At 51.4% G+C, this 24976-nt stretch carries 19 protein-coding genes; 12 read left to right on the top strand and 7 right to left on the bottom strand.

Annotated features, from left to right (window positions below):
* The first annotated feature begins 51 nt into the window (after positions 1-51).
* On the top strand, positions 52-2121 hold the full coding sequence (locus P2H89_RS19255) for an SIR2 family protein (RefSeq protein ID WP_275829833.1): 2070 nt from the start codon (positions 52-54) through the stop codon (positions 2119-2121).
* Between the two features lie 2 nt (positions 2122-2123).
* Here the strand turns inward: P2H89_RS19255 and P2H89_RS19250 are convergent, their stop codons facing one another.
* A complete protein-coding gene (locus P2H89_RS19250; RefSeq protein WP_275829831.1) occupies positions 2124-3953 on the bottom strand; it encodes an ABC transporter ATP-binding protein in 1830 nt (609 codons plus the stop codon).
* Positions 3954-4022: 69 nt separating this feature from the next.
* On the opposite strand from P2H89_RS19250, the gene P2H89_RS19245 reads away from it, so the two are divergent.
* Entirely contained in the window at positions 4023-5018 is a 996-nt protein-coding gene (locus P2H89_RS19245) for a glycosyltransferase (RefSeq protein ID WP_275829829.1), read from the top strand.
* Between the two features lie 84 nt (positions 5019-5102).
* On the opposite strand, the gene P2H89_RS19240 is transcribed toward P2H89_RS19245, so the two are convergent.
* Together P2H89_RS19240 and P2H89_RS19235 are read right to left on the bottom strand one after the other, a co-directional pair.
* The gene (locus P2H89_RS19240) at positions 5103-5891 is read right to left on the bottom strand and encodes a DUF2490 domain-containing protein (RefSeq protein ID WP_275830006.1); all 789 of its coding nucleotides are present in this window, start codon (positions 5889-5891) and stop codon (positions 5103-5105) included.
* A 30-nt stretch (positions 5892-5921) separates the two neighbouring features.
* The gene (locus P2H89_RS19235) at positions 5922-8474 is read right to left on the bottom strand and encodes a TonB-dependent receptor (RefSeq protein ID WP_275829827.1); all 2553 of its coding nucleotides are present in this window, start codon (positions 8472-8474) and stop codon (positions 5922-5924) included.
* 182 nt (positions 8475-8656) lie between these two features.
* Between P2H89_RS19235 and P2H89_RS19230 the strand changes: the two genes are divergently transcribed.
* The 3 genes from P2H89_RS19230 (at position 8657) to P2H89_RS19220 (ending at position 10631) form a co-directional block, all read left to right on the top strand.
* Complete coding sequence (locus tag P2H89_RS19230) at positions 8657-8827, top strand: hypothetical protein (protein WP_275829825.1); 171 nt, start codon at positions 8657-8659, stop codon at positions 8825-8827.
* Between the two features lie 106 nt (positions 8828-8933).
* Positions 8934-9914, top strand: a complete 981-nt coding sequence (locus tag P2H89_RS19225; RefSeq protein WP_275829824.1) for a glycosyltransferase — start codon at positions 8934-8936, stop codon at positions 9912-9914.
* A 45-nt stretch (positions 9915-9959) separates the two neighbouring features.
* Positions 9960-10631 carry a hypothetical protein gene (locus tag P2H89_RS19220; protein WP_275829822.1) on the top strand — a complete coding sequence of 224 codons (672 nt, stop codon included), beginning with the start codon at positions 9960-9962 and terminating at the stop codon, positions 10629-10631.
* A 3-nt stretch (positions 10632-10634) separates the two neighbouring features.
* Here P2H89_RS19220 and P2H89_RS19215 read toward each other — a convergent pair whose 3' ends face one another.
* Positions 10635-11741: a glycosyltransferase family 2 protein gene (locus tag P2H89_RS19215; RefSeq protein ID WP_275829820.1), complete on the bottom strand. Its 1107-nt coding sequence runs from the start codon at positions 11739-11741 to the stop codon at positions 10635-10637.
* A 94-nt stretch (positions 11742-11835) separates the two neighbouring features.
* Between P2H89_RS19215 and P2H89_RS19210 the strand changes: the two genes are divergently transcribed.
* On the top strand, positions 11836-12756 hold the full coding sequence (locus P2H89_RS19210; protein ID WP_275829817.1) for a hypothetical protein: 921 nt from the start codon (positions 11836-11838) through the stop codon (positions 12754-12756).
* Between the two features lie 2 nt (positions 12757-12758).
* Here the strand turns inward: P2H89_RS19210 and P2H89_RS19205 are convergent, their stop codons facing one another.
* Positions 12759-13511, bottom strand: coding sequence for a glycosyltransferase (locus P2H89_RS19205; RefSeq protein WP_275829815.1), 753 nt, complete (start codon positions 13509-13511; stop codon positions 12759-12761).
* 73 nt (positions 13512-13584) lie between these two features.
* Here P2H89_RS19205 and P2H89_RS19200 point away from each other — a divergent pair, with 73 nt between their 5' ends.
* Positions 13585-14538 (top strand): hypothetical protein, encoded by a 954-nt coding sequence (locus tag P2H89_RS19200; protein ID WP_275829813.1) that lies wholly within the window; start codon positions 13585-13587, stop codon positions 14536-14538.
* Here the strand turns inward: P2H89_RS19200 and P2H89_RS19195 are convergent.
* Positions 14489-15319, bottom strand: a complete 831-nt coding sequence (locus tag P2H89_RS19195) for a glycosyltransferase family 2 protein (protein ID WP_275829811.1) — start codon at positions 15317-15319, stop codon at positions 14489-14491. The genes P2H89_RS19200 and P2H89_RS19195 overlap by 50 nt on opposite strands.
* A gap of 433 nt (positions 15320-15752) precedes the next feature.
* Here P2H89_RS19195 and P2H89_RS19190 point away from each other — a divergent pair, with 433 nt between their 5' ends.
* Positions 15753-18143 (top strand): TonB-dependent siderophore receptor, encoded by a 2391-nt coding sequence (locus P2H89_RS19190; protein ID WP_275829809.1) that lies wholly within the window; start codon positions 15753-15755, stop codon positions 18141-18143.
* 112 nt (positions 18144-18255) lie between these two features.
* A complete protein-coding gene (locus P2H89_RS19185; protein WP_275829807.1) occupies positions 18256-18909 on the top strand; it encodes a protein-L-isoaspartate(D-aspartate) O-methyltransferase in 654 nt (217 codons plus the stop codon).
* A gap of 118 nt (positions 18910-19027) precedes the next feature.
* Here P2H89_RS19185 and P2H89_RS19180 read toward each other — a convergent pair whose 3' ends face one another.
* Positions 19028-19330: a hypothetical protein gene (locus P2H89_RS19180; protein WP_275829805.1), complete on the bottom strand. Its 303-nt coding sequence runs from the start codon at positions 19328-19330 to the stop codon at positions 19028-19030.
* 454 nt (positions 19331-19784) lie between these two features.
* On the opposite strand from P2H89_RS19180, the gene dnaE reads away from it, so the two are divergent.
* The 3 genes from dnaE to P2H89_RS19165 all read left to right on the top strand — a co-directional run bounded on the left by dnaE (position 19785) and on the right by P2H89_RS19165 (position 24973).
* Positions 19785-22931 carry a DNA polymerase III subunit alpha gene (gene dnaE / locus P2H89_RS19175; RefSeq protein WP_275829803.1) on the top strand — a complete coding sequence of 1049 codons (3147 nt, stop codon included), beginning with the start codon at positions 19785-19787 and terminating at the stop codon, positions 22929-22931.
* Between the two features lie 3 nt (positions 22932-22934).
* On the top strand, positions 22935-24086 hold the full coding sequence (gene dinB, locus P2H89_RS19170; RefSeq protein ID WP_275829801.1) for a DNA polymerase IV: 1152 nt from the start codon (positions 22935-22937) through the stop codon (positions 24084-24086).
* A 113-nt stretch (positions 24087-24199) separates the two neighbouring features.
* Positions 24200-24973: a patatin-like phospholipase family protein gene (locus P2H89_RS19165; RefSeq protein ID WP_275829799.1), complete on the top strand. Its 774-nt coding sequence runs from the start codon at positions 24200-24202 to the stop codon at positions 24971-24973.
* Positions 24974-24976 lie beyond the last annotated feature (3 nt).

Here is a 24976-nt window from a genome sequence, read left to right as displayed (position 1 = left end):
CCGGCGCATGTTGTAAATTTGCCGCTCGTATCATATACAAAAGCAACCCATATGGCCTCGAATAATACATCATCATCGAACGACGGACTTGTCATCTTTGCCGGCGCCGGCTGTTCTATGGCGCCGCCAGCCTCTTTGCCCGGCTGGAATGCCCTGAACGATGCCATACTCGATACCCTATGGGAAATGCTGCCCCAGTATGGTATAAAAGATAACTTTCGCGATAAGATACTCGGCGCCATCCGGCAAAAGCGCAGCGAGAATACCTTTCCGCCCGACTACCAGGCCCAACGCATGGCAGAACGCGCCGGCATACGCTATTTCGAGCTACTAAGTGCGGTTGACTCAGACACCTGGAATGCCGTACAGTACTATACTGCACAGTTGGCTCAAACCGGCATCATAAGGGCTGTCGTCACCACCAACTTCGACCGCAATTTCGAACGGGCATTCGAAGCCGCCGGCATACCCTATGCAGCCTATTATGACGAGGAAGGATTCAACCAGCTCGCCGCAACGGAAAGCCATGGCACCATACCCATCATAAAGATCCATGGATCCTGTGCGGCGCCGGCCTCGATGATCGATACCCGCCAGCAACGCCTCAGGGGCCGTGCACAGGCATTACAAAATGTGCTCAACTGGTACCTGCAACAATATCACTTCCTGTTTGCCGGCTTTTCCGGGGCCGATTTCGAAGGCGACCGCAACTACCTGGGCTTCTACGAGGCCGCACCCCAGGCAAAAGGGTTCACCTACCTCTATATGCCGGGCAGCCAGGTACGGCCAGGCATGCAAACGATTATAGATCGTTTTGGCAGTCACAAAGCCACCATAGAAGCAATAGACCCGGCACAATATTTCGAAAGGTCATTACAGGCAACAGGAACAACATATACGCCCTTTCAGCCAACAACGTCATCCAATATCACTATTCACGACCGCCTGCGCCAACATATCGCTGCGCTCGAACCGATGGATGCCCTCAACATGCTCACGGCCCTGGCCGAATCGTACGGCGATGAAGTGAGTGCCCGCTACCTCTACGATAAGGTATGGCATGAACGACTGCAGAAAGACTATGAAGGCGAAGCCCTTTCCCGCTTCCTGCTCAACCACGGCCGATCCTACGCCTTCAACCTCGAAAGCAAAATAGAAAGGGCAGCAGATGCTGGCGTCCATATCGCACAATCAACAATAAGCGACGGTGCCGAAGCATATGATGAGCTCTACACCAATCCGGCCAGGTCGAACCTGCGGCATACCCAAAACACGTCGACTGAAACGCCCGCCCTCATTGCCCTGGTGCAAACATTCCTCGGAAATCCTATCCTCTTCAAAGAGTTTCCCGAAAACCTTGCAAAGTATTTCCAACGCAAGCCCACACCGGCAGAAATGGCCGATATCGTTTATTATTATTCCTTTTATGCATTGAACTATGGCGATCTGGAAAGTGTAGGGCTCCTGCATTACGTAATCGACGAAATGGAAAAAGTATGCGATGAACCAAGACAATCGCAACTGCTGAGCCGGCGGGCGATCATGAAGTTCCAGGTCGACCACCCCGAAGTAGTGGCTTCCGGCAAGGAGGACATGGACAAAGCTTTTGCACTGGCGCAAACCTACCACGAGCCACACCTTTTAGCGAACGCCGCTTTGGCGAAAGCCATCTACGCCCGGAAGCAACAACAATTCGAAGAAGCATTACAATACATACAAGAAGCAGAAAACAGGTATGCCCATTTGAGAAGAACACCACAATATGTGGAAACAGCTGTCGAGTACCTGAAAATATTGCTCCTGGGATTCAGTATGGAAACAGTGAGCAAACAATCACTGCTACACTTATTCCAGCAGGTCGACGACCGCGTAAATGGTGGCGACCTCATTAAACGGGCCGCTGTATATGAACCGGAATATTGTTATTACGGCGGGCTCATCATGGGTAATTACACCACGGCCCCACGCGAGCATGTAGTATCCTGGTTTGCAGACGCCCTCTACCGTGCCGAAATATGCGGGCAACAAAAGAATGTTGAATACTATCGCGAGAGTTATCAAAAGTTCAACATACTCGAAGAAGTAGAACGATCGGTGGAAGCATTGAAGACGACAACCTGAACTCAGGCAGTCGTTACCACGAAAGACTGCATATCGATCAGTTTCCGGTATACACCATTCAGCAAAAGCAGATCCTGGTGCGATCCTTCTTCTACGATGCGGCCATGCTCAAGCACAATGATGCGGTCGGCATTCTGGATCGTACTCAGCCGGTGAGCGATGATCAGCGAGGTCCTGTTCTTCATCAGGTTGTTCAAGGCCTCCTGCACCAGCTTCTCCGAAGCGGTATCGAGTGCAGAAGTAGCTTCATCCAGCAGCATGATCGGCGGATTCTTCAAAACCGCCCGCGCGATACAAATGCGTTGCCGCTGGCCGCCCGACAACTTGACACCCTTGTCGCCGATATTGGTTTGGTAGCCATCCGGCGTGCTTATGATAAAACTATGCGCATTGGCAATGCGGGCCGCCGCTTCCACTTCTTCCTGAGTGGTATGGGGCAACCCAAAAGCGATATTATTGAAGATGGTATCGTTGAAAAGAATGGACTCCTGGTTTACAATGCCCATCAACGATCGCAAGGAAGCAATGGTATATTGCTGCACGTTGACCCCATCGATCAATACCTGGCCAGAGATCGGCTGAATGAATCGGGGAACCAGGTCCATCAACGTCGACTTACCCCCACCCGAATGCCCCACCAGGGCAATGGTTTGCCCCTTGGGGATTGAGAAGCTAACGTTGTGCAACACCTCTTTATCCTGGTAAGCAAAAGAAACATTTTCCAGTCTGATCTGTTCCCGGAAACCAGGAACCGGAACAGCACCCGGCGCATCAGCAATCAAGGGTTTTTCATCGATCAGCGCCAGCACACGCTCACCGGCAGCAATACCGGAATGTATCTGGGAAAAAGAAGCCGAGATCGCTTTGGCTGGCCGCATTACCTGGGAAAACAGCGCGATGTAAGCGATAAAGTTGGCCGCATTGAGATCGCTGTTCTTCAACAACACCAGCGAACCGCCATACAGCACTATGCCTGCCACCATCAGGATACCCAGAAATTCCGACACCGGAGAAGCCAGCTGTTGCCGCTTCGCCATCGAGCGGATAATGGAAGAATAGCGTTCATTCTCCGCATTGAACCGGCCGGTAATAAAACCCACCGCGTTAAAGGCTTTGATCACCCGGATGCCGTGCAGGGCTTCATCGAGGTAACTGATCATTGCCGCATAGGATTGATGTGAAGCGATCGCCTGCTCCTTCAGTTTGCGAACGATCTTCGAAATGATCCATCCTGCCAGCGGGATCACCAGCATGGAGACCAACGTCAGTTTATAGGAGATGATAAAAAGCGTAACAAGGTATACGATCAGGGTGAGCGGCTCTTTGAAGATCACCTGCAGCGTTCCCGTAACGGAATACTGCACCACCTGAACATCGGCTGATATCTTCGACATGATATCGCCCTTCCTTTCGTTGTTGAAGTATCCCAGGTGCAGGTTCATCACATTGTTGAACACCGCCTTGCGGAGGTTCAGCAGCGTATGAATACGCAGGTTTTCCATCGTACGTTCCGATAGATACCGGAAAACATTGCCCAGCAATACCGAAGCAATGATAACCCCACAGATCATCTGCAGAATGGTAAAGATCGGGTATTGCTGTGCAGCCTGGGCCGCATAGTAATTGAAGGCCTTAAACACATCGAAGAAGTGATCGGGCGGAGGCGGCAGTTGCCCTTTTGTATTCTGACTGAACAGGGTACTTAACAAAGGAGCCACCAAAGCCAGGTTGAGCGTACTGAAGACCACCGAAAGCAACGTAAAGAGGATGTAAGGGATCGCATACCGCGCCATCGGCCGCGCAAAAGATAAAAGCCGGAAATAGGTCTTCATATTATTGAAGTTACTGATTTAAGACCTATTTTTAGTCATTATATATCCAATGAAACCGCTCCCGCCATCATGGACTATACACTCGTGATCTGTACTTACAACCCCGATGAACGGTTATTACAACGCTGCCTGCAGGCGGTGCAGCAACTCGACACACAGAACATAAGCACCGAAGTGATCATCGTCGACAACAACAGCGAGCGCCCCGTTGCAGCCCTGGAAGCCGTCAAGGCGTTCACGAGCCAGCACCCCAATAGCCGGGTACTATTTGCAGCCCGGCAAGGCGTACAACATGCGCGCATAGCAGCCATCGAAGCAGCCAACGGAAATCATACAGTGTATTTCGACTATGATAATGAGCCGGAACCAGACTACCTGCAGCAGCTAAAGCTGTTACATGCACAACATCCCGAAGTTGCCGCCTGGGGCCCCGGGTACGTATCCGTCGACTTTGTAGACGGCATCGCCCCTGCACTGGAATTCCATGCCCGCATCGCCTTCCAGGAAAAGCACCACCACAAAAAAAGCTTTGCGAGTTTACCGGGCTGGCAGGATTGTTATCCCTTCGGTACCGGACTCTGTACCCGCACGCCAATACTGAAAGAATATGTGGCACTGGCCCATCAGGGACATTTTACCCTGGCGGGACGAACAGGGAAACAACTCACCAGTGGAGAAGACACACAAATGGTGCTGCTTTGCATTCGCAAGGGGTTTGCAGCCGGCAACTCTCCCGCTCTCCGACTCAAACATATGATCACAGGCAACAGGGCCAATACAGCCTATCTCAAAAGGCTTGCCTACGGCACCAGCTTTTGTTATGCTACCTGCCTGTTGCAGGTATATCCCGAACAAAAAATGGTGCTGCGGTTACAGCAATTACCTGCTGCCAAATTCAGCCGGAAATCGATCAAAAAGGCCATCGCGGCCACCCTGCGGCAAGACCCGCACCGGCAATTCGCCCTCGCCACCTGGCTGGGTCAGCAGGCCGGCGTATGGCAGGCATTGGGTAAACCACTACCCCTGCCCGTACGTACCGTGATCCGCTGCCTAAAACTCTTTTGAGGCCTCCAGCGCATTTTTCCAGAGCGTGATCAGCTGCTTGAAGAAAACCACAACAGCAACATTAACGTTCCGTTAGCGAGAACCTCAATCAGGTTTGCGACCCTTAAACCGCGAAAAGAGTTGATCCAACGTCAGTACCATCCACAGCGCATGTGCATCATCAAAGTCCTTGCCCGAGATCCGTTGCTGCAGGATGTTCAGGTAGCTGACGGATATTTTTGTATGCTTCCATACATCCAGCGAAAAGCCGGCACTGATCCTGTTCTGATCAAATACATTAGGAAAATTGCGTACCGCTTTGCCAAACTGGATAAAGACCTCATCACCGGCATAGAAAGAAACAGGCTTGTCATGTGAAAGAATACCGTACACCGGTTTCTCCAGTTTCAGCATATAGCGAATACGCCAGTTAGGTTGATACACATTATTATGCTGCAGGTCGCGCCGCCGGTATTCTAAACTGTACCGGTTGGAGACATTAAACCACTTCAGCTTTTGTTCGTGCTCCAGGCGCACCACCCAGCGAAACTCTTTAACGCCGGGAATGTCGGCATCAGCCGGGTTGGTCAAAAAAATGTAGGAATCGAAATAACCAAAAGGAGAAACAGAGACTTTGAGGTTCTTAGTAGCAGCATAGTTGAACCAGAGCCAGGCGCTGGAGAAATGAGGAGCACCGAAAAGCCCCTTCTCTCCCGGAATATTCTGGGTTCTTTTTTGCAAATAGATTTCCCACTTCAATCGATCATTGATCCTGTCTGCCAGCACCAGCCTGCCCCAAAAGACGCCATGATGATGAGTCGTTTGAGCCAGGCTGATTGAGCAGCAGAAAAGAGCAAGACAACTTAGAACACTTGTATGAGCGACCGAAAACATCTTTCGCATAAGCGAAGAACATATGCGGGATTACAATGAGTAACGAACTGTAACGCCATATGTACGCTGATCCCCCAATACGGCAGCATAATGACCCGCATTGCCCGCAGCTGGCAGCAGCTGTTCAAAATAGTCCCTGTTGGTCAGGTTGCGGCCCCATACGAATAAGGTCAAACCATTGATCGCACGGAAACCCAAACGGCCATTGAACAACGCATAGCCCGGAACATTCAGGAATTTGGAAGGCGACGGACTGGAAGAGAAGTCAGACCGGAAGTAACTATCAGCACCGAAAAAGAACTTACCGCCCAGACCCAGCAGTCTGCCACCATTGGTAGTGATCTCACCACCCAGCGAACCGGCCCATTTTGAAATACCGGGCAGGTCACCACCGGAAATATCTTTGAACGCGCTGGGCGCTCCCGTTTCTTCGAGCGGCACAGGAGCATTCTTGAACGACACATACTCACCTTCTGTATAAGCCAGGGCGCCATAGAGGGATAGGTTTTTACCTACGTTCACACTCGCATCGAACTCGATACCCCACACACGCACTTTTTCTGCATTGGCCAGGTAACCACGGTTTACACCTACCTCGGCAGTCTGTACCTGCGTTTGAAAGTCTTCTACGTCTGTATGATGGAAGGTAAGGTTAGCGGTAGCATTGGCAAAAGGCTTCGACTTCAAACCAAACTCGTAGTGAGTTACGTATTCGGGTTTGATCTGCGCCAGCTCGATCATCGTTTTTCCATTGCTGGTGGGCAAACCACCAAGGTTTACACCAACGGGTTTATAACTGGTAGAAAAAGTAGCAAAAGCATTCAACCGGCTGCTGGCTTTGTAAGCGAGCGTGATCTGGCCCGAAAGGTTATTCTCGTCAGCTTCCACATCGAAGGCCTGTGCCGTATACACCAGGTTCTTCAGGGCAATGAGCGAAGGATCGGAGGTTTCCAAACCGCCATAGGTCTGGCGATCATAGTTCACCTTCTTTTTATCATAGTTGAAACGCAAACCGGGCAGCACATGGATCTCGTCGGTAATAGCCCAGTCTACCTGCGCAAAGATTGCTGCACCGGTAGTCTGTAACCTCGATTTGGTTTTGATACCGTAGCCGTCGAACAAGCCCGGCGTTTTCCATTTATCACTGGTGGTGCTTTGAGAAAAACGCCACTGTGCATTGCCCGATTCTTCGATGTGTACAGGATCGGTCTTCAGATCCTGCTTGATCGCAAATACACCGATCACACCACTTAGGCGATTGGAAAAGTTACCGGCATAACGCACTTCCTGTGTCCATTGCTGGTGCTTGGAAGTGGCCTGCGATAGTTGTAATACAGCGAGACCAGTAAAGTCCCGGTCGTTCGAGGGATCCCAGTTCCAGTAACGCCAGGCGGTCGTAGAGGTAAGCGTTCCTTTACCCAGCTTGACATCGATGTTCACCGAAGCGCCGCCCAGGTCATTACCTGAACGCCAGGTAGTATTGTGATCGATCAACCGTTCGAAAGGATTGCGGCTGGGCAACTGGTAATTGAGGTCTTTAATAATGTTGTCAAATTGGCGATAAGCAGCACGCTGCGTAGTCACCACACCAGCCACCACCTGTGCGTAGCCATCAGGGCGCTGGCGCGAAAGATCGCCGGTAGCAGTAATAGTTACCTTATCGCTCGGCGTAAACAACAGCTGACCACGAACACCGAGGTTGTTCAGGTCGTTCGTATGTTTTTGAGTCGCTACATTATAGATCAAGCCATCACGTTGAGTACCGGAAAAAGAAAGACGACCAGCCAGCTTTTTAGCGATCAGGCCGCCAGTTACGGAAGCCTTGGCTTGAATATATCCGAAGTTGCCATAGCTCGCTTCAAAAGTAGCACCTGGGGTAAAAGAAGGTTTACGGGTAGTGATGTTGAAAGCACCAGCCGTGGTATTCTTTCCAAAGAGCGTACCCTGAGGGCCGCGCAGCACTTCAATTTGCTCCACATCGATAAAATCGAGCGTAGTGGCGGCGGGACGGGCAAAATATACCCCATCAACATAAAACCCTACGCCGGGATCGATACCATCGTTGGTCAATCCAAAAGTTGAGCCCAAACCCCGCACATTCAGGGTCGTATTACGGGGATTTGAAGAATACAATTGAACGGTGGGTATCAGTTCCTTCAAGCGGTTTACATTAAAAGCACCGGTAGCTTCCACCTGGGCGCCACCGACCACAGAGATCGGAATGGGCACATCCTGCGCTGTTTCCAGACGCCGGCGCGAAGTAATGACGACTTCGGTCAGGTGACTATCACGTGCCAGTACTATATTCAGCGCCTCAGCCGACAACGAGGTCACTTCTATATCATGAGGCTTAAAGCCCACCGAGGTGATGCGGAGAACGAAAGGCAGCGATTTCTTTACAGCAATACTGAATAGTCCTTTATCATCAGCAATAGCATTGGCATTGGAGCCTTTGATCCAAAGCGTAGCGCCAGCGACCGGCAAACCGGTACTGTCTTTCACAACACCCGACAACACTTGCTGTGCAGCGGCTTTTTGCACCAGTAAAAAGAGGGGTAAAACAAGGAAAATCAACTTTCTCATACACAAAAAAGTTAAGGCATTAGTTAGTGGTTACTTAATCATCAGGTTCGTTACATATAGTGGGTGCACGTTGCCCGACGAAGTAAAGATAATGCAGAAATCATACAGTCTACCAATTTAGTAGGTAAAAGATTTTACTATTTGACCAAAGTCTATTACTTTAGTAGGTAATTATAACAGTCATGGTCTATACCATCACAACGGGATCTTCTATTAATCTACTCTTATACAGCTGTATAGCAGGATCCATCCTGCTCACGCCCGTGGCTTATTATGCAATCAGACTAATCAGGAAAAGAATGCGCCTCGTCAAATCGCAGGCCTTGCTGTTGGAAGAAGACTTCATTCCCTGAACAGCGTAAATACTTACTGCACCCAAAAGCAGTACTACTCCCCACCGCCGGCCTCGGTCCTCATTATTAACCACATATGTTGTAGATTTATACAAAACACTACGGCATGCCTATGGCCTCACCCGGCGTATCGGTGATCATTTGTTGTTATAACAGCACAGACCGGCTCGAAGCCACGCTTCAACACCTCGCCGCACAGCAGGTACCGGCTTCACTGTCCTGGGAGGTCCTGGTGATCGACAATGCCTCCACCGATAATACAGCGGTATTTGCCCAAAACACCTGGCAGCAAACCGGCGCCACCACGCCGCTGCGCGTTATTCATGAGCCACGCGCCGGTCAGCACTATGCCCGCAACAAAGGCGTGGCAGAAGCACAATATGAGACATTGGTGTTTTGCGACGATGACAACTGGTTGTGTAAAGCGTACGTTGCCACTGCTTTTGAAGTAATGGCCGGCGATGCCGCCATCGGCGCGGCAGGCGGCCGCAATGAACCAGTGAGCAATATTGAAACATACCCCGACTGGTTTCCAACCTATCGGGACAAATACGCCCTCGGCACACCAGCCACCGCATCCGGCGACGTATCCCAGAAAGGCTTTGTACTCGGCGCCGGCATGATCACGCGACGGACGCTTTTTCACCAGATGTTTGAAGAGCGCTACCCATCCCTGCTCAATGGACGCAATGGCGAAACACTCACTACCGGCGACGATTTCGAATATTGCAAACGGCTCTTGCTGCGGGGATATAAACTATACTACGATGAGCGGCTGTTGCTCCATCATTTCATACCGCGCGAACGGCTTACTATACCCTACCGTGAACGGCTGATGGACGGCATATTGCAGGCTGGCATCGTGCTGCAGGAATACGACCATGCCCTGCGCTTTTACAGGCGCAACAGGCATAAGAACCGTTGGCGGTTATTACTGCTTACTCCCTTTCGCATATGGCTGGCCCAAAAGGGATGGTCCAAACGGGTAATCGAAGAAGAAAAGCTTACCTTGTTCTATACAGCCCCCATCGCCTGGAACCCGCACCCCGTACGTACACCCATCAAAAAGTTTATGTACAGGCGCTAAACACCGCCACCTGTACCAACTGCAAGATCCAAAAACAATCAGCCAATGGGAAAACAACAAGCCAGCTACAAAATATTCTCCTTCTACAAAGGCAATGTAAATCCGCGTGTACCGCGTTATCAAAAAGCCGTATTCCGTTACTTTGGCCAAACTGTGCACCAGGTAGTGCGGGAGGATTTTGACCATGGTGATTTTCTCAACCATATCTGCCGCACAGAAACCGGGGTAGATTACCTCATCTTCTTCGACATAGACTGTGTGCCGGTCAGCAAAGCCTGGATAGGCTGGTTGCTCAGCGATCTGCAGCAACCACGCACCATCGCAGGGGCGGCACAAACAGCCAATCACCTGCGCAATGGAGAAAACCTGTACGTAGGTCCATTCTTCTTCGGCATATCGACCGCTTATCTTAAAGCATTGAACTATCCCGATATGCGGCTTACCGACACCATGGATGCCGGTCAAAACCTTACGGAAGTAATACAGCAAGAGGGAGGACATGTCAAATACTGGTGGCCCACACAAATAGAGAAAAAGGAATGGACCCTTTACCATCCCGTACACAACAGCTTTGGCCCGGGCACTACCTACGACAACCTGGTGTACCACGCCTTCTACTCACGTTTCGACCTGGCCGATCGCTTTATACTAAAATCAAAATCACTGTTGAAAGGTTCGTTCTACGGATACTGGTGGCCCTGGACAAAAGTGCCTTAGCAACTACCGCAGCAACAAGAAGAGTAATACAGGATACAATACCCACTTCACTGTTTTTCGCGTATTGAGCCGGTAAAAATGTAAAGGCTGCACGCGGCCGTCATCGTGAAATCTTTCCCCGATACCTTGTACCCGGCCACGCTGAAGATTCCCCACCAACATCCCCGTTTCGTATACCAGTCGCAACGCAAGCACATACCCCAGCATGGCTATGCTGCCCACCTGCCCTCTTTTAAAAGCCTGGATAGCAGTAGCGAGCACTTCGATGACCAGCACACCAGCTACGAATGAGAGAAGCATTCCAATTGCCGCAGGTTTAATGAACAGCAACAGCATGAATACTGGCAAACACAAGAGCAGCGTTTCTGGCGTATTGAAAAAGTCACGGTACGTATATCGTGGGTTAAGCTGGCCCAGCCAGCTATTGCCCAATCCATACCGAAAGGTTCTCCGGAAATCGGGCTTGCCACCGTGCCACCACGGGTGCCGTACAACAGCTGCAGGCAGACATTTATAATCGACACCACCGTTACTTTCACGGATGCGCAACAAAAGATCAATGTCTTCTCCGCCACCTGCCGCCGGGTACTGCGGCGAAAACCGCAACGATCCCATTGCCCGGCGACTGATCATGATGTTCGCAGTAGCCCCCCAGGCATAATGTGCACGCCGCCGGGCAATATCGAAAATATCCATGGCGCCCGTTGCCACAATAGCCCGGGTAAAATCCGTATCAGCCGCAGGCAACTCTACCAGACCGATAAAACCCGTTGCGCCGGGCGCCGAAAGGGCCGCGGCAGTATACACTTCCAGCAGGTCGGGCGCCACCGTTACATCATCATCGAGCAGCAACACCCAATCGCCGTTACCCGCGTCTATGCCATCATTTCGCGTGGCAGAGGCGCCGAGATTCTGCGCATGGTGCAGCAGGATTACATCCGTATCATTCACCAATGTAAGGATCGTAGCAGGAATTACAGCAGCCGGATCATCCACCACCAGGTAAAACCGGATGATCGCCGCCGGGGGCCGCCTCAGTTGCAGCATGGGCAGCAGGTAATGTTCATCGGGCCGGTACGAGGGAATGACCACATCAATGCTTATCTTCATGAACAATACATTTATGTACAAGACCCTGCCAGCGTTATGCGGGCGAAACATTCATCACCTAATGTAAAACATTAATCGCAAGAAGGGCCACACCATGAAAGCATATTTTACCATCTGCTCCAACAACTACCTGGCCTATGCATCCGTATTGGGCAGCTCACTGCGGATTGCCGAACCCGGAGCTTCCTTCTACTTGTTTCTCTGCGACGAAAAAGCACCGAACATAGACTATACCACCATCGCCGATCAAGTAATCCCACTGGCTGCTATTGAACCCCGCTTGCACGAACTCGCCGGCAAATACAATATCATCGAACTCAACACCTGCGTAAAACCTCATGTATTCCAATACCTGCTGACAGAAAAGAACTTCGACCAGGTTATATACCTCGATCCCGATATTTACGTATATAACAACCTTTCACCTAGCTTGCAGGTAGCTTTCGAAAACGCCTCCATACTCCTTACCCCCCATATCTATACTGCCATCCCCCTCGATGGCAAGCAACCACAGGAGTCGGTATTCCTCAACTTCGGTATCTACAACCTCGGATTCATAGCCGTTAAAAAGAATGAAGAAGTTAATCGCTTTCTAGCCTGGTGGAAAGAAAGAACCTATCAGCAGGGCTTTATCGATGTATACAATGGCATCTTCGTAGATCAGCTGCCGATCAACCTGGTACCCATCTTATTCAAAGGAGTACATATACTCCAGGACCATGGACTCAATATGGCGCCCTGGAACCTGCACGAGCGAATACTCAGCCAACAGGGCAAACAATACCTCGTCAACGAGCAAACCACCCTCAAGTTCTATCACTTTAGTTCTTTCAAACCCGGCAGGATCGAATTGCCCACCGCACGATACAACCGTTATAACCTCTCCGACCGGCCCGATCTGCTCGCGCTTTACCAGGCTTATGGAGAAGCACTCACACAGGCCGGCTACGGACAATACCACCTGCTCCCCTGCTCGTACGACAAGCCAAAAAAGAAAAAATGGTTCAGTAAGTAACCCTACCACCATTCCTTTTCACCATACCAATGCTTCCTGAATTTCTTCCAGCTGAATCGCCAGTACACCCACCAGCCAAGATGCTGTCTGATCAAACCAGGTTTGTGCCGGATGAACAAAACATCCCGCTCGCGGGAGGAAAAACCCGTCATATTGTATTGCACAATATCGACAGCATGCCAGGATCGGCGATACTGCCCATTACCCCATAGCTGTATATTGAGCGCATAATCCGCGAAGATTCGGTATTGAAGATCGTATTGATAACGGTGAAACACGCTGGCCGGGTAAAACACCGCTTGGTGATTTACACAATATTTAGCCAAGCGGTATTTGCTGAACGGGCCTCCCAGCAGCTCATACGAGGGCCGCGGCTCCTCCCGGTACACAGGTACACTGTTGGCATAGTAGATAGTATCCTCCTCCTTCAGCAAGGATACCAGCTCTGCAAAGCCGGGCAGCAAACGGTCATCCGTACCCAAAAAATGGATCCACCGCCCCCTGGCCATCTTGACGCCTTTGTTCAAGGCATCGTATATCCCTTTATCCGGTTCACTGATCCAGGACAATGGCAATACGATTTCTCCTTTCAACAACTGCACGGTATGGTCATCGCTTGCCCCATCAACAACTACAACTTCAAGGTCATCGATCGCTAAGGCACGAATGGAATCCAGGCAGGCTGTCAGCTGATCGCCCGCCTGGTAGGCGGCGATCACAATACTGATCGTTGGCGTCCTGCTAGCTGCGTTCATTCTCTATGTTACCGATTTTTATACTGTTAAAAAACTTATTTTTAGTACAGCGCCTGTAAATAGTAATGATGATATGACATACACGGTACATTCTCCCGTTCTGTTGTTGATCTTTAACCGGCCCGATAAAGGGGCGCAGGTATTCGAACGCATCCGGCAGGCAAAGCCCGCCCGACTGTACATAGCAGCCGACGCACCCCGGCCCGGAAATGAACAGGACAAAACGCTGTGCCACCAGGCACGCGCCATCATTGAACAAGTTGATTGGGATTGCCAATTGCATACACGCTTCCTCGATCAGCACCGGGGCTGCCGCATCGCCGTATCCGATGCCATTACCTGGTTCTTCCAGGCCGAAGAAGAAGGCATCATCCTCGAAGACGACTGCCTGCCATCCGTTAGCTTCTTCACGTTCTGCGATGCACTCCTGTCAACATACCGGCACGATCAACGAATTCATACCATCACAGGCACCAACCTGCAGCACGGACGTCAATGGGGCGAAGCGAGTTATTACTTTTCACGCTACAGCAACGTATGGGGATGGGCCAGCTGGCGCCGGGTTTGGAACCAATACGATCGCGACCTGCAGCAATACGACGAACAGAAAGTGCCGGCATTGTTGCGCACGATATTCAATGACCAGTTCCTTATCAAGGACTGGACCGAAAACTTCAAACGGCTGAAAGCAGGAGACATCGACACCTGGGATCACCAGCTCAACTTCCTCACCTTCTTCGAACATGCGCTTTGTATAACCCCCAACGTTAACCTCATCAGCAATATCGGCTTTGGCGGCCAGGCAACACATACCCATCAAACCGACAGCCAGCACGCCAACCTGCCTGCCGGTGAGCTCACGAACATCATTCACCCCACGCACATGATCCCCCAACCCGAAGCTGATTATTTTTTTCTGGCCAAAGAACATGACCTCGCCGAACGCTGGCGCATTTACAACAAACCCAAAAAAAGATTCAGGAGATGGCTGAAACATTTTTATCAACCGCCCAACCAGTCTGTTTAAGACCGTTGCTGCAGGCAGCATGCTTCGACTGAATGGTCTCATTATACTTCTGCTCGTTTTCCCCAATACGAAAACGGGAATTGTAATCATGATGAAGATGGTAACAAATAGCGGCGAGCTTCAGCCGCCTCTTTAAAACACCGGCATTGATCAGTCGGGCGGCAAACTCACAATCTTCCCAACCCCAGCCCTGGAAATCATTGTCGTAACCATTGATGGCAATATAGTCTTTCCGCCAGAAGGCCAGGTTACAGGCTTTGATATTGGCCGAGCTGTAAGGATTTGACCGGATCATCGGCGACAGTGCAGGAAGCCTGATCGCATTGAACCGGTTCGATACACCACGCGACAGGCAATGCAGGTGCTCTACCGAACCGGCCAGCACATTCGCTGTGGTTGCCGGCGTAAGGATCACCCGGCTCCCCTGCACAAACATAGACTCCCGGCGGGTTTGCAAATGATCCTCAACAAATCGTGGATGTAAAACGATGTCGCCGTCTACCTGGATGATGTAGTCGGCAGTAGCCTCCTTCATTACCTTATTTAGAATAAGGCTCTTCCGAAAGCCCTTATCTTCCTGCCAGGCGTAGGTGATGGGCACCTTGAACAGTGGCCTGAACCAGTCTATCAGCTTTCTAGTGGCTACGGTCGACCCATCATCGGCGATGAGGATCTCATCGGGCACCCGTGTTTGTCGTAAAATACTCTGTAATAAAGTCTTGAGCGCACCGGGCCAGTTATACGTAGAGATCAAGATACCTACCGAGGAATCCTTAAGCATGTGGATGTTATTGGTGAATACAGGTTCTGGATTAGAGGGGGCAAACAAGGGCAGAAAACAGCAGGGGGACGGATAAAAAAAGATAGGCTTTCAAGGTGCACGGCGCCGGACAGAACAGCAGATAGTTGGCCAGATCCCGGAATTTCAACGCACACGCCTGGCCAGGTTGAAATACCAGCGTTGACTCAAATTACTGAATATTATTATGTTTTCAAGTTTTTATATCAAAAAAATACAATACCCGTTATCGTTGTCTGCCGGTTTTTGATTTATATCATATCGGTCCCCAACACGCTGTTTTGCCTCCCGATCTGGCCCAAGCCCCCCTCCCAACGGGTATTTCCGCCTTGCGTAACCCATTTTTCCCGTTACCGGCAACAATCGCATAACGACCGGTCTACCTTGCGCCACAGATTTAAAACCGATTATGAACATGCAACGCTACACTGCATTATTACTGGCCGGCCTATTCTTATTAGGCGGTCCCGTATGGGCTCAACAAGGCACCGGCACTATTAAAGGTCACATTACAACCAATGATGATAGGTCCGCTGCCTGGGTAACCGTACTCCTGAAAGGCACTAAGAGAACCGTTAGCTCCGACGAGCAGGGCAACTTTATTATTAAGAATGTAAAGGCAGGCACTTACCAACTGGAAGCAAGCCTGATCGGCTATGAAAGCTCCACGAAAGAAGTAACGGTAGAAGAAAACAAAACCGTAACCATCAGCATTCCCCTCAGCGTGTCCAACCGCGAACTGCAGGAAGTGATCGTACGCAGCAGCAAAGGCGTCTACAACGCCAAACAAGGCTCGGCATCACTCCGCCTCAACGAACCCCTGCTCGAAGCACCGCAGAACATCCAGGTAGTCACCAGTGCCAACCTGGCCGATCAGCAGGTGATCAGCATGAGCGATGGCGTGATCCGCAATATCAGCGGTGCCGTTCGTCTGGAACATTGGGGCGATATGTATACCAACATCCACATGCGCGGATCGCAGATACAGGCCTTCCGCAATGGCTTCAACGTAGTAAGCTCCTTCTGGGGGCCGCTCACCGAAGACATGAGCATCGTGGACCACATTGAGTTTGTAAAAGGTCCCGCCGGCTTCATGCTCGCCAATGGCGACCCCAGCGGTATGTACAACGTGGTAACCAAAAAGCCCACTGGTCAGTCGAAAGGAGAAGCCAGCCTTACTGTAGGCAGCTATGACCTGTACCGTGCCGCGCTCGACCTCGACGGCAAACTGAGCAAGGATGGCAAATTGCTTTATCGCCTCAACCTTGCTGCCCAGAACAAAAAATCATTCCGCGATTTTGAATACAACAACCGCTATACGTTTGCACCGGTGATCTCGTACCAGGTGGATGAAAAAACAAAGATCACGGCCGAGTATGTGCTGCAAAATGCACGCATGTCCGATGTAGGCTCATTCTATGTATTCAACCCCAACGGTTATGCAGCCTTGCCCCGCAACACCACTTTCCTGCAGCCTGGCCTCGAGCCAACGAAGATCAACGACCACAGCTTTTCCGTAAATGTTCAGCACGATCTTAACGAAGACTGGAAGCTCACCGCACAGGCTGCCTATTACAACTATCAACAAAAGGGCACCAGCATGTGGCCGGGCGCTGTAAATCCCGACGGTAAAGTCATCCGCAGTGTAGGACTTTGGGATGCCAAAAGCGAAATGACCCTTGCACAGGTATTCGTAAATGGGAAACTGCAAACCGGCTCGGTACAACACCGCATCCTCGGTGGCCTCGATATGGGCAACAAACAATACTTTGCCGACTGGTCGCAATCGCACGCGCTCGATTCTGTGGGCGCAGAGTTCGATCCCCTCAACCCCAACTATGGAACACCGGTAAACGGCTTTCCGGTATGGGACCGTTCACTGAGCCTCGAAGCAAGATCGAGAAATGCCGGTGGCGATATCAACCAGCGTTATACAGGCATTTATGTGTCCGACGAACTGGGCTTTTTTGACAATACTGTACGCCTTACCCTCGCGGGCCGTTACACCTACGTAAGTCAGTCCAACTTCGGCGGAGCCGCCGAAGAAGCCAAACGCGTAACACCCCGTATCGGATTAAGTGTAAACCTCGACAGGAATACCACCGTATACGGCTTGTATGACGAAGCATTCTTACCACAGGCCGGTCATACCAGGGATAACAGTAAGATCCGTCCTATTACCGGTGGCAATATCGAGTTCGGTATCAAACGCGACTGGTTCAATGGCCGCTGGAATACCACCGCCTCTATCTACCGCATCATCAAGAACAACGAATTGACGGCAGATCCTACCAACGGAAGCAATGAGAACTACAGTGTCGTGATCGGACAGAAAAAAGCCGAAGGCTTTGAGCTGGACATACGCGGTACCCTCATCAAGAACCTGAACATCGTAGCCAACTACGCCTATACCGATGGTAAATTTACCGAGGTAGCCCCCGGAACGATCTATAAGGTAGGACAGGTTGTACCTGGATTCTCCAGGCACACCGTAAACAGCTGGGTGAACTACAAGTTATCCAACGGTCCGCTGAAAGGACTCGGTATATCTGGAGGCTTTACCTGGTTGCTCGATCGCGCAACGGCCGAATGGAGCGAAAAGCCCTTCAGCCAGGACTTGCCCGATTACTTCAAACTCGATGCCGGGCTCTTCTACGAAAAAGACAGGATCAAGCTTAGCCTGAACGTGTTTAACGTGCTCGATAAATACCTCTACACAGGTAGCTACTATGATTGGCTGAGCGCCTTCTACTGGCAGGCAGAAGCACCCCGCACCGTTCGTTTCGGCATCAACTACAAGTTTTAAAGAACCTTTGATAAAAACACCGAAGCCCCGCCTCCGGCGGGGCTTTTACATTGACCTTTTACGGGCTCTTCACAGTGCAGGGATTGGCAGCCCTTTTGCTGCAAAAAAGGTAATGACGCCCCACACCGATACAATACAACAGCAGCAGCAAAGACACCTGCTCGTGCAACTGCTGCAAAAACAGGGCATTACCGATCAACGCTTGCTAAGGGCCATCGCCGTCGTGCCCCGCCATCTCTTTATGCCCGACGCCCTGCAACACAAAGCCTACGAGAACAAAGCCTTTCCCATCGGCGAAGAACAAACCATCTCTCAACCTTATACGGTTGCTTACATGACAACCCTGCTGGAAGTAATGCCGGGAGAAAAGATATTGGAGATCGGCACTGGCAGCGCTTACCAGGCCGCCCTGCTGGCCGAGATGGGCGCCGATGTGTACACCATAGAAAGGCAAAAGAAATTATTCGATCGCTATAAGCAGTTCGATTACCTGCAACGATACCGTCGCCTGCATTGCTTTTACGGAGATGGTTACAAGGGACTGCCAGCCATAGCCCCCTTCGATAAGATACTCATCACCGCCGCTCCTCCGGGTATTCCCGAAGAACTTGGCACGCAATTAAAAACAGGTGGCTGGATGGTAGCGCCCGTAGGGCCTGCCGGCATGCAGCGTATGCTGCGCCTTACCAAACTGGCCAATGGAGAATTGACAGAAGAAGTATTCGACAAATTTGCCTTTGTACCCATGCTTAAAGGAAAACAGTAGACACGCCAACCCATAAAAAAACCATCCGGATGGATGGCTTGGCTCTCCCCTGAGCAAAAAAGGTTTTCCAGGGATTGAATCATTGTGTAACAAAGGAAAAGGCTAATGGACAAAAAGGTTATCCGTTTACAGATTGGTTCTTTCTCTTTTTACCGGTCTCCGCTTTTCGGGCCAGGAGTTGCCGTTCCGTGAGCTTGTAGATCTCTTCCATCTTTACCCCCACCAGTTTGCTGATCGCATACAACTCCCCCATCTCCAGTTTATCCAGTTGCTCGGTCAGCCGCGTCAATCGCCGGTGACTTGAATTAAGATCGGCAGCGATCACGCTCTTCGGAATATAGTTGAACAGCTGCGAGAATTCGGTTATTCTACCGACCTCGATCATCGTTTTGATGATATCGTATCTGTTATCCTTATTCATACAGGTTAGATGGACGAAGGTCGGGAGAACTTTTTTAACAGCCATCGTCACACCGTCACTAATAACTTTCACTTCATCACTTTCTTTCGCACAGGGCGAACTTTCATCATAACACCGCATACCTTTTTTCATACTACCCCATAATTTCCAAAAGAACACTTCATCACTTTCAGAGGGTCGCCTGCCCGTTAGCCACTGCCACCAAAAATCGTATCCACACAGCATTCTATTCAATCATGCGCCGCCCCCAACACCATGCGCATCCGCATCACATCACCGGCCGCTCCCACACGCATTACGCACCAGATTGCTAAGTTTTTTAGTACGTTTGCAGTACAACACTCCCACACTACAGACACTATAGCTGAAATACGTAACCGAAACTGGTTACCGGCCCTGTATTGCTTTTCCGAAAACAAAACCCTGAAGAACCCTGATAAAATAACCACAACCCATGTACCTGAATTGTAAAACATATTTCAGCCTGAAGTATGGCACCTTTTCAACCGAAGCCCTGGTAAAAGAGGGCGAAGAAAAAGGTATACCAGCCATGGCCCTTACCAACATCAACAGTACGGCTGATGCCTGGCCATTCGTGGCCCGGTGCCGCGAAGCCGGCATCAAACCCGTACTGGGTGCCGAAATACGCAACGGCGACGAACTGCTTTATATATTGATCGCCGCCAACAACAAAGGCTTTGAATGGATCAACAGTTTCCTCTCCGCCCACCTGCGCGAGAACAAACCTTTCCCCGCCCCTACCGCCATCACCACCTTCTTTTATGCCGCCGATGATGGCTTTGTCATCTATCCACTCGGCGCCAAGCCATTCGAGACATTGCTGCGCCATGAACGCATCGGTGTACGGCCCGCAGAGGTCAATAAACTGCACGGCATCGCTCCTGCGCACCGCGATAAACTCGTGATCCGTCAGCCAGTCACCTTCCGCGATCCCGATCACCACGCCGTACACCGCCTGCTGCGCGCCATCGACCACAACGTCGTAGCCTCCAAACTACCGGCAGCAGCCGTGTGCGATGCAACGGAATGTTTTCTGCCACAGGAAACCCTGCTTCGCGCATTTGCCGATCACCCGGTACTCATCACCAATACGCTGCGCCTGCTCGAAGCCTGCCATATTGAAATGGATCCTGCCGCCCGGAAGAACAAGAAGTATTTCACCACCTGTATCGAAGACGATGCCAGCCTCCTCCACAAGCTGGCACTCGATGGCCTGCGGCAACGGTATGGCAGGAACAAGGTGGCGGCAGAACGTGTCGAAAAGGAACTGAAAGTGATCCACGAACTCGGCTTCACGGCTTACTTTCTCATCGCCTGGGACATTATCCGCTATGCCCGTAGCCGTGGCTTTTACCATGTAGGCCGCGGTAGCGGCGCCAACAGCATCGTAGCGTACTGCCTCAACATCACCGATGTGGATCCCATCGAACTCAACTTATACTTCGAACGGTTCCTCAATCCCGAACGTACCTCACCGCCCGACTTCGACATCGATTTCTCCTGGCTCGATCGCGATGAGATCATCGACTATATCTTCAAGCGGTATGGCGAACAATATGTGGCCCTCGTAGGCGCCTATGTTACCTTCCAGGAGAGGGCCGTGGTGCGGGAACTGGGCAAAGTATATGGCCTGCCCGATGAAGAGATACAGGGACTGTCCAGGCTACCCTACGTAACACCGGCAGCCTTCAGCGCCTGGCAGCAACTGCAGGCCGATGCCACCAGCCTCGACGACTTTCACAAAGGTGTAGCCTATTACCAGGCCAACAATATACCCGTAAACTATCCGGCCATTATCGTGAGGCTCGCCCAAAAATACCGGCTTACCCACGAGGCAACGACTGCCCTCCAGCAATCGCCCCTCGCCCTGGGTATTGTCGACAGCATCGTATGGCAGTTGCTTTACTACAGTCGCTTCATCCATAATTTTCCCAGCCACATCAGCATCCACGCCGGCGGTATGCTCATCAGCGAAAAGCCTATCCACGCTTACAGCGCCACCTTCTTTCCGCCTAAAGGGTTTCCTACCACGCAGGTCGATATGCATGTGGCAGAAGATACCGGGCTCGACAAACTCGATATCCTCAGTCAGCGTGGCCTGGGTCATATCAAAGAAACCGTAAAGCTAGTATACGAAAACCAGGGCGTGCGCATACAGATCGACGAGGTAGAGAAGTTCAAGAAAGATCCGCTGGTAAAAAAGAGGCTGCGCTCCGTCAACACTATCGGCTGCTTCTATATCGAAAGCCCCGCCATGCGGCAGCTGCTCAGCAAGCTGCGCTGCGATACCTACGAAGCACTGGTGGTAGCCAGTTCCATTATACGGCCCGGCGTGGCCAGCAGCGGCATGATGCGCGAATACATCGTCCGCTACCTGAAGCCCGAAGAAATAAAGTACCTGCACCCCGTGATGGAAGAGATACTGGGCGAAACCTTTGGCGTGATGGTGTTTCAGGAAGATGTGATGAAAGTAGCCCACCACTTCGGCGGCTTCAGCCTCGCCCAGGCCGATACCCTGCGCAGGGCCATGAGCGGCAAATACCGCAGCAACAACCGTTTTGCCCTCATGAAAGAAACCTTCTTCCGCAATTGCGCCGAAAAAGGACATACGGCCGAACTCGCCGCCGAAGTATGGCGGCAAATGGAATCTTTTGCCGGCTATAGTTTCTGCAAAGCGCATTCTGCCAGTTTCGCTGTCGAGAGCTTCCAGGACCTCTACCTCAAAACCTATTACCCCATCGAGTTCATGGTGGGTGTCATCAACAATTTCGGCGGCTTCTATAGTACAGAGCTTTATTTCATCGAGCTGCGCAAGGCCGGTGGCATCGCCTGCCTGCCCTGCGTCAACAACAGCGAATACCTTACCTCCATCCAGGGAAAAGAGGTGCATGCCGGATTGGTGCACCTCAAGAACCTCGAACAGTCGGTCGCGTTCTACATTGTCAACGAACGCAGGCGGCATGGCCCCTACCTCAACCTGCAGGATTTCATTGCGCGCACAGCCGTTCCACCCGAAGCGCTCGATATCCTCATTTCGGTAGGGGCCTTTCGCTTTACCGGCAAATCGAAAAAACAATTGTTGTGGGAAGCCAATTTCTTACAAAAACGGTATACTACACCTGCCCTGCCCAATACCCTATTTGCCGAGAAACCGATGCATTTTCAGTTGCCCGAACTCATCGACAATCCCATCGATGATATGTATGATGAAATGGAGATCATGGGCTTTCCCTTCCGCAATCCGTTTGCGCTGATGGAAGCCACCACTACCAAAGGAGTGGCCGCCACCGAACTGCACCAGCACCTGGGCCGGCAGGTAGACATGATCCTCTACTTCATCGATTATAAAGTAGTGCCCACGGCCAACAATACACAGATGTCTTTTGGCGCCTTCCTCGATGAGCACATGAACTGGGTCGATACCGTACATTTCCCACCGGCCTTCCGCCAGTATCCGTTAAAAGGAAAAGGTTTCTACCACGTACGTGGCAAGGTGGTGGAAGATTTCGGCTACTATAGCCTCGAAGTACAGCACCTCGAAAAACTGGGCTACAAACAAAGAACTTACGCCAATCTCTAAGTGATGATACTCGCCGATCAACGACATATCGCCCATTTCGACCTCGACACCTTCTTCGTATCGGTCGAGTGCCTCAAGGACAGCCGCCTCAAAGGCAAACCCGTACTGATCGGTGGCAGTGGCGACCGCGGCGTGGTGGCCTCCTGCAGTTACGAAGCCCGTAAATTCGGCATCCATTCGGCCATGCCCATGAAACTGGCCCGCCGGCTTTGTCCACAGGCCGTCATCCGGCAGGGCGATATGGAATCATACAGCCAGTACTCCCGGCTCGTAACAGCCGTGATGGCCGATACCGTGCCCCTCTTCGAAAAAGCCTCCATCGATGAGTTCTACATCGACCTCACCGGGATGGATAAGTATTTCGGCAGCCTGCAGTTTACCGCCGACCTCAAAAAGAAAGTGATCAAAGAAAGCGGGCTGCCCATCTCGTATGCCCTGGCCGGCAATAAGCTGATCAGCAAGGTAGCCACCAACGAAGGCAAGCCCAATGCCGAAATGTGTGTAGCCTGGGGCGAAGAGAAAAGCTTCCTCGCTCCCCTCAGTGTGGCCAAAATGCCCGGCGTAGGCAAGGAAACCGCCTTCCTGCTGCTGAAGATGGGCGTGGAAACCATCCGGGTATTGAGTGAGATACCCATCGAGATGCTAACCAACCTGCTCGGTAAGCACGGACAGTCACTGTGGCGCAAGGCCCAGGGCCTCGATGAAACACCCGTGGTACCGTACCACGAACAAAAATCGATCTCTACCGAAAACACCTTTCAGCAGGACACGATCGATATTGCCTGGCTGCATGCCCAGCTGGTACGCATGACCGAACAGATCGCTTTTCAATTGCGCAATGAGAACAAACTCACCGGCTGCGTCACCGTCAAACTGCGCTACTCCAATTTCGATACCGTCACCAAACAAAAGAGCATTGCCTTCACCGCGGCCGACCACAAACTGCAAAAAGTAGTACGCGAACTATTCGACAAGCTCTACGAGCGGCGTATGCTGGTAAGGCTGGTGGGCGTGCGCTTTACCCAGCTGGTGCCCGGCAACGACCAGATCAATATGTTTGAAGACACCGAACACCAGGTACAGCTGTACCAGGCCATCGACAGCATCAAAAAACAATACGGCGAGCGGCTGCTGGTACGCGGCAGCGGACTATAACCGGCAGCCAGCCTCGCCGCCACCGGCGAAAGCCTGCCCATCAGCAGGAAATCGTTCGCTCCGGCATATTATTTTGCCTAATTTTCCGTTTTCAGCAGCACATCAAGCGACCCATGAACAAAACCGGAATTGTACTCAGCGGAGGCGGCGTAAGAGGCTTTGCCCACCTTGGCCTGCTAAAACTACTCGATGAAATTGGATTGAAGCCCTATGCCATATCCGGCACCAGTGCCGGGGCCATAGCCGGTGCCATGTACCTGGCCGGGCATTCGCCCGAGGCCATCCTCGGCATCCTGAAACAAAATGCCTACTTCGGCTGGTCCAACCTGCTGTGGCACAAAGACGGATTCTTTTCCATGCAGCCCCTGCTGCGCAGCCTCCAGAAACATATCCCCCAGAATAGTTTTGAAAGCCTGGCAGCCCGCTTCTTCGTCACCGCCACCGATTTCACACACGGCAAACAGGCGGTATTTTCCAGTGGCCCACTCTATGAACCCGTCATAGCAGCAGCCTCGGTGCCCGTGGTGTTTGCCCCGGTCAAGATCGGCGACAGCCTGCTGGTAGATGGCGGCCTGCTCAACAATTTCCCCATAGATCCCTTACTGCCGATCTGCGATCAGATCATCGGCAGCCACGTCAACAAATTACCGTCGGGCCACAACGTGATGAACCCCGTAGGCAAAATGAACATCCTCGAAAAATGTTTTCATATGGCTATCGCCGGTTCCGTAGAAGCTAAATTTGAACATTGCGCGGTATTGATAGAACCCGACCTATCCCGTTTCAGCATGTTCGATGTAAAGAAAGCAGAGGAAGTATTTGAAGCAGGATATGTGGCAGCGGCGAAAGTAAAAGGCAAGCTGGAGAAACTGATGCAGCCAGCCTGATCG

Source organism: Paraflavitalea sp. CAU 1676 (assembly GCF_029223285.1).
Lineage (GTDB): Bacteria > Bacteroidota > Bacteroidia > Chitinophagales > Chitinophagaceae > Paraflavitalea.
The sequence above is the reverse complement of the archived record's forward strand: the minus strand, read 5'-3'. Positions and strand labels throughout refer to the sequence as shown.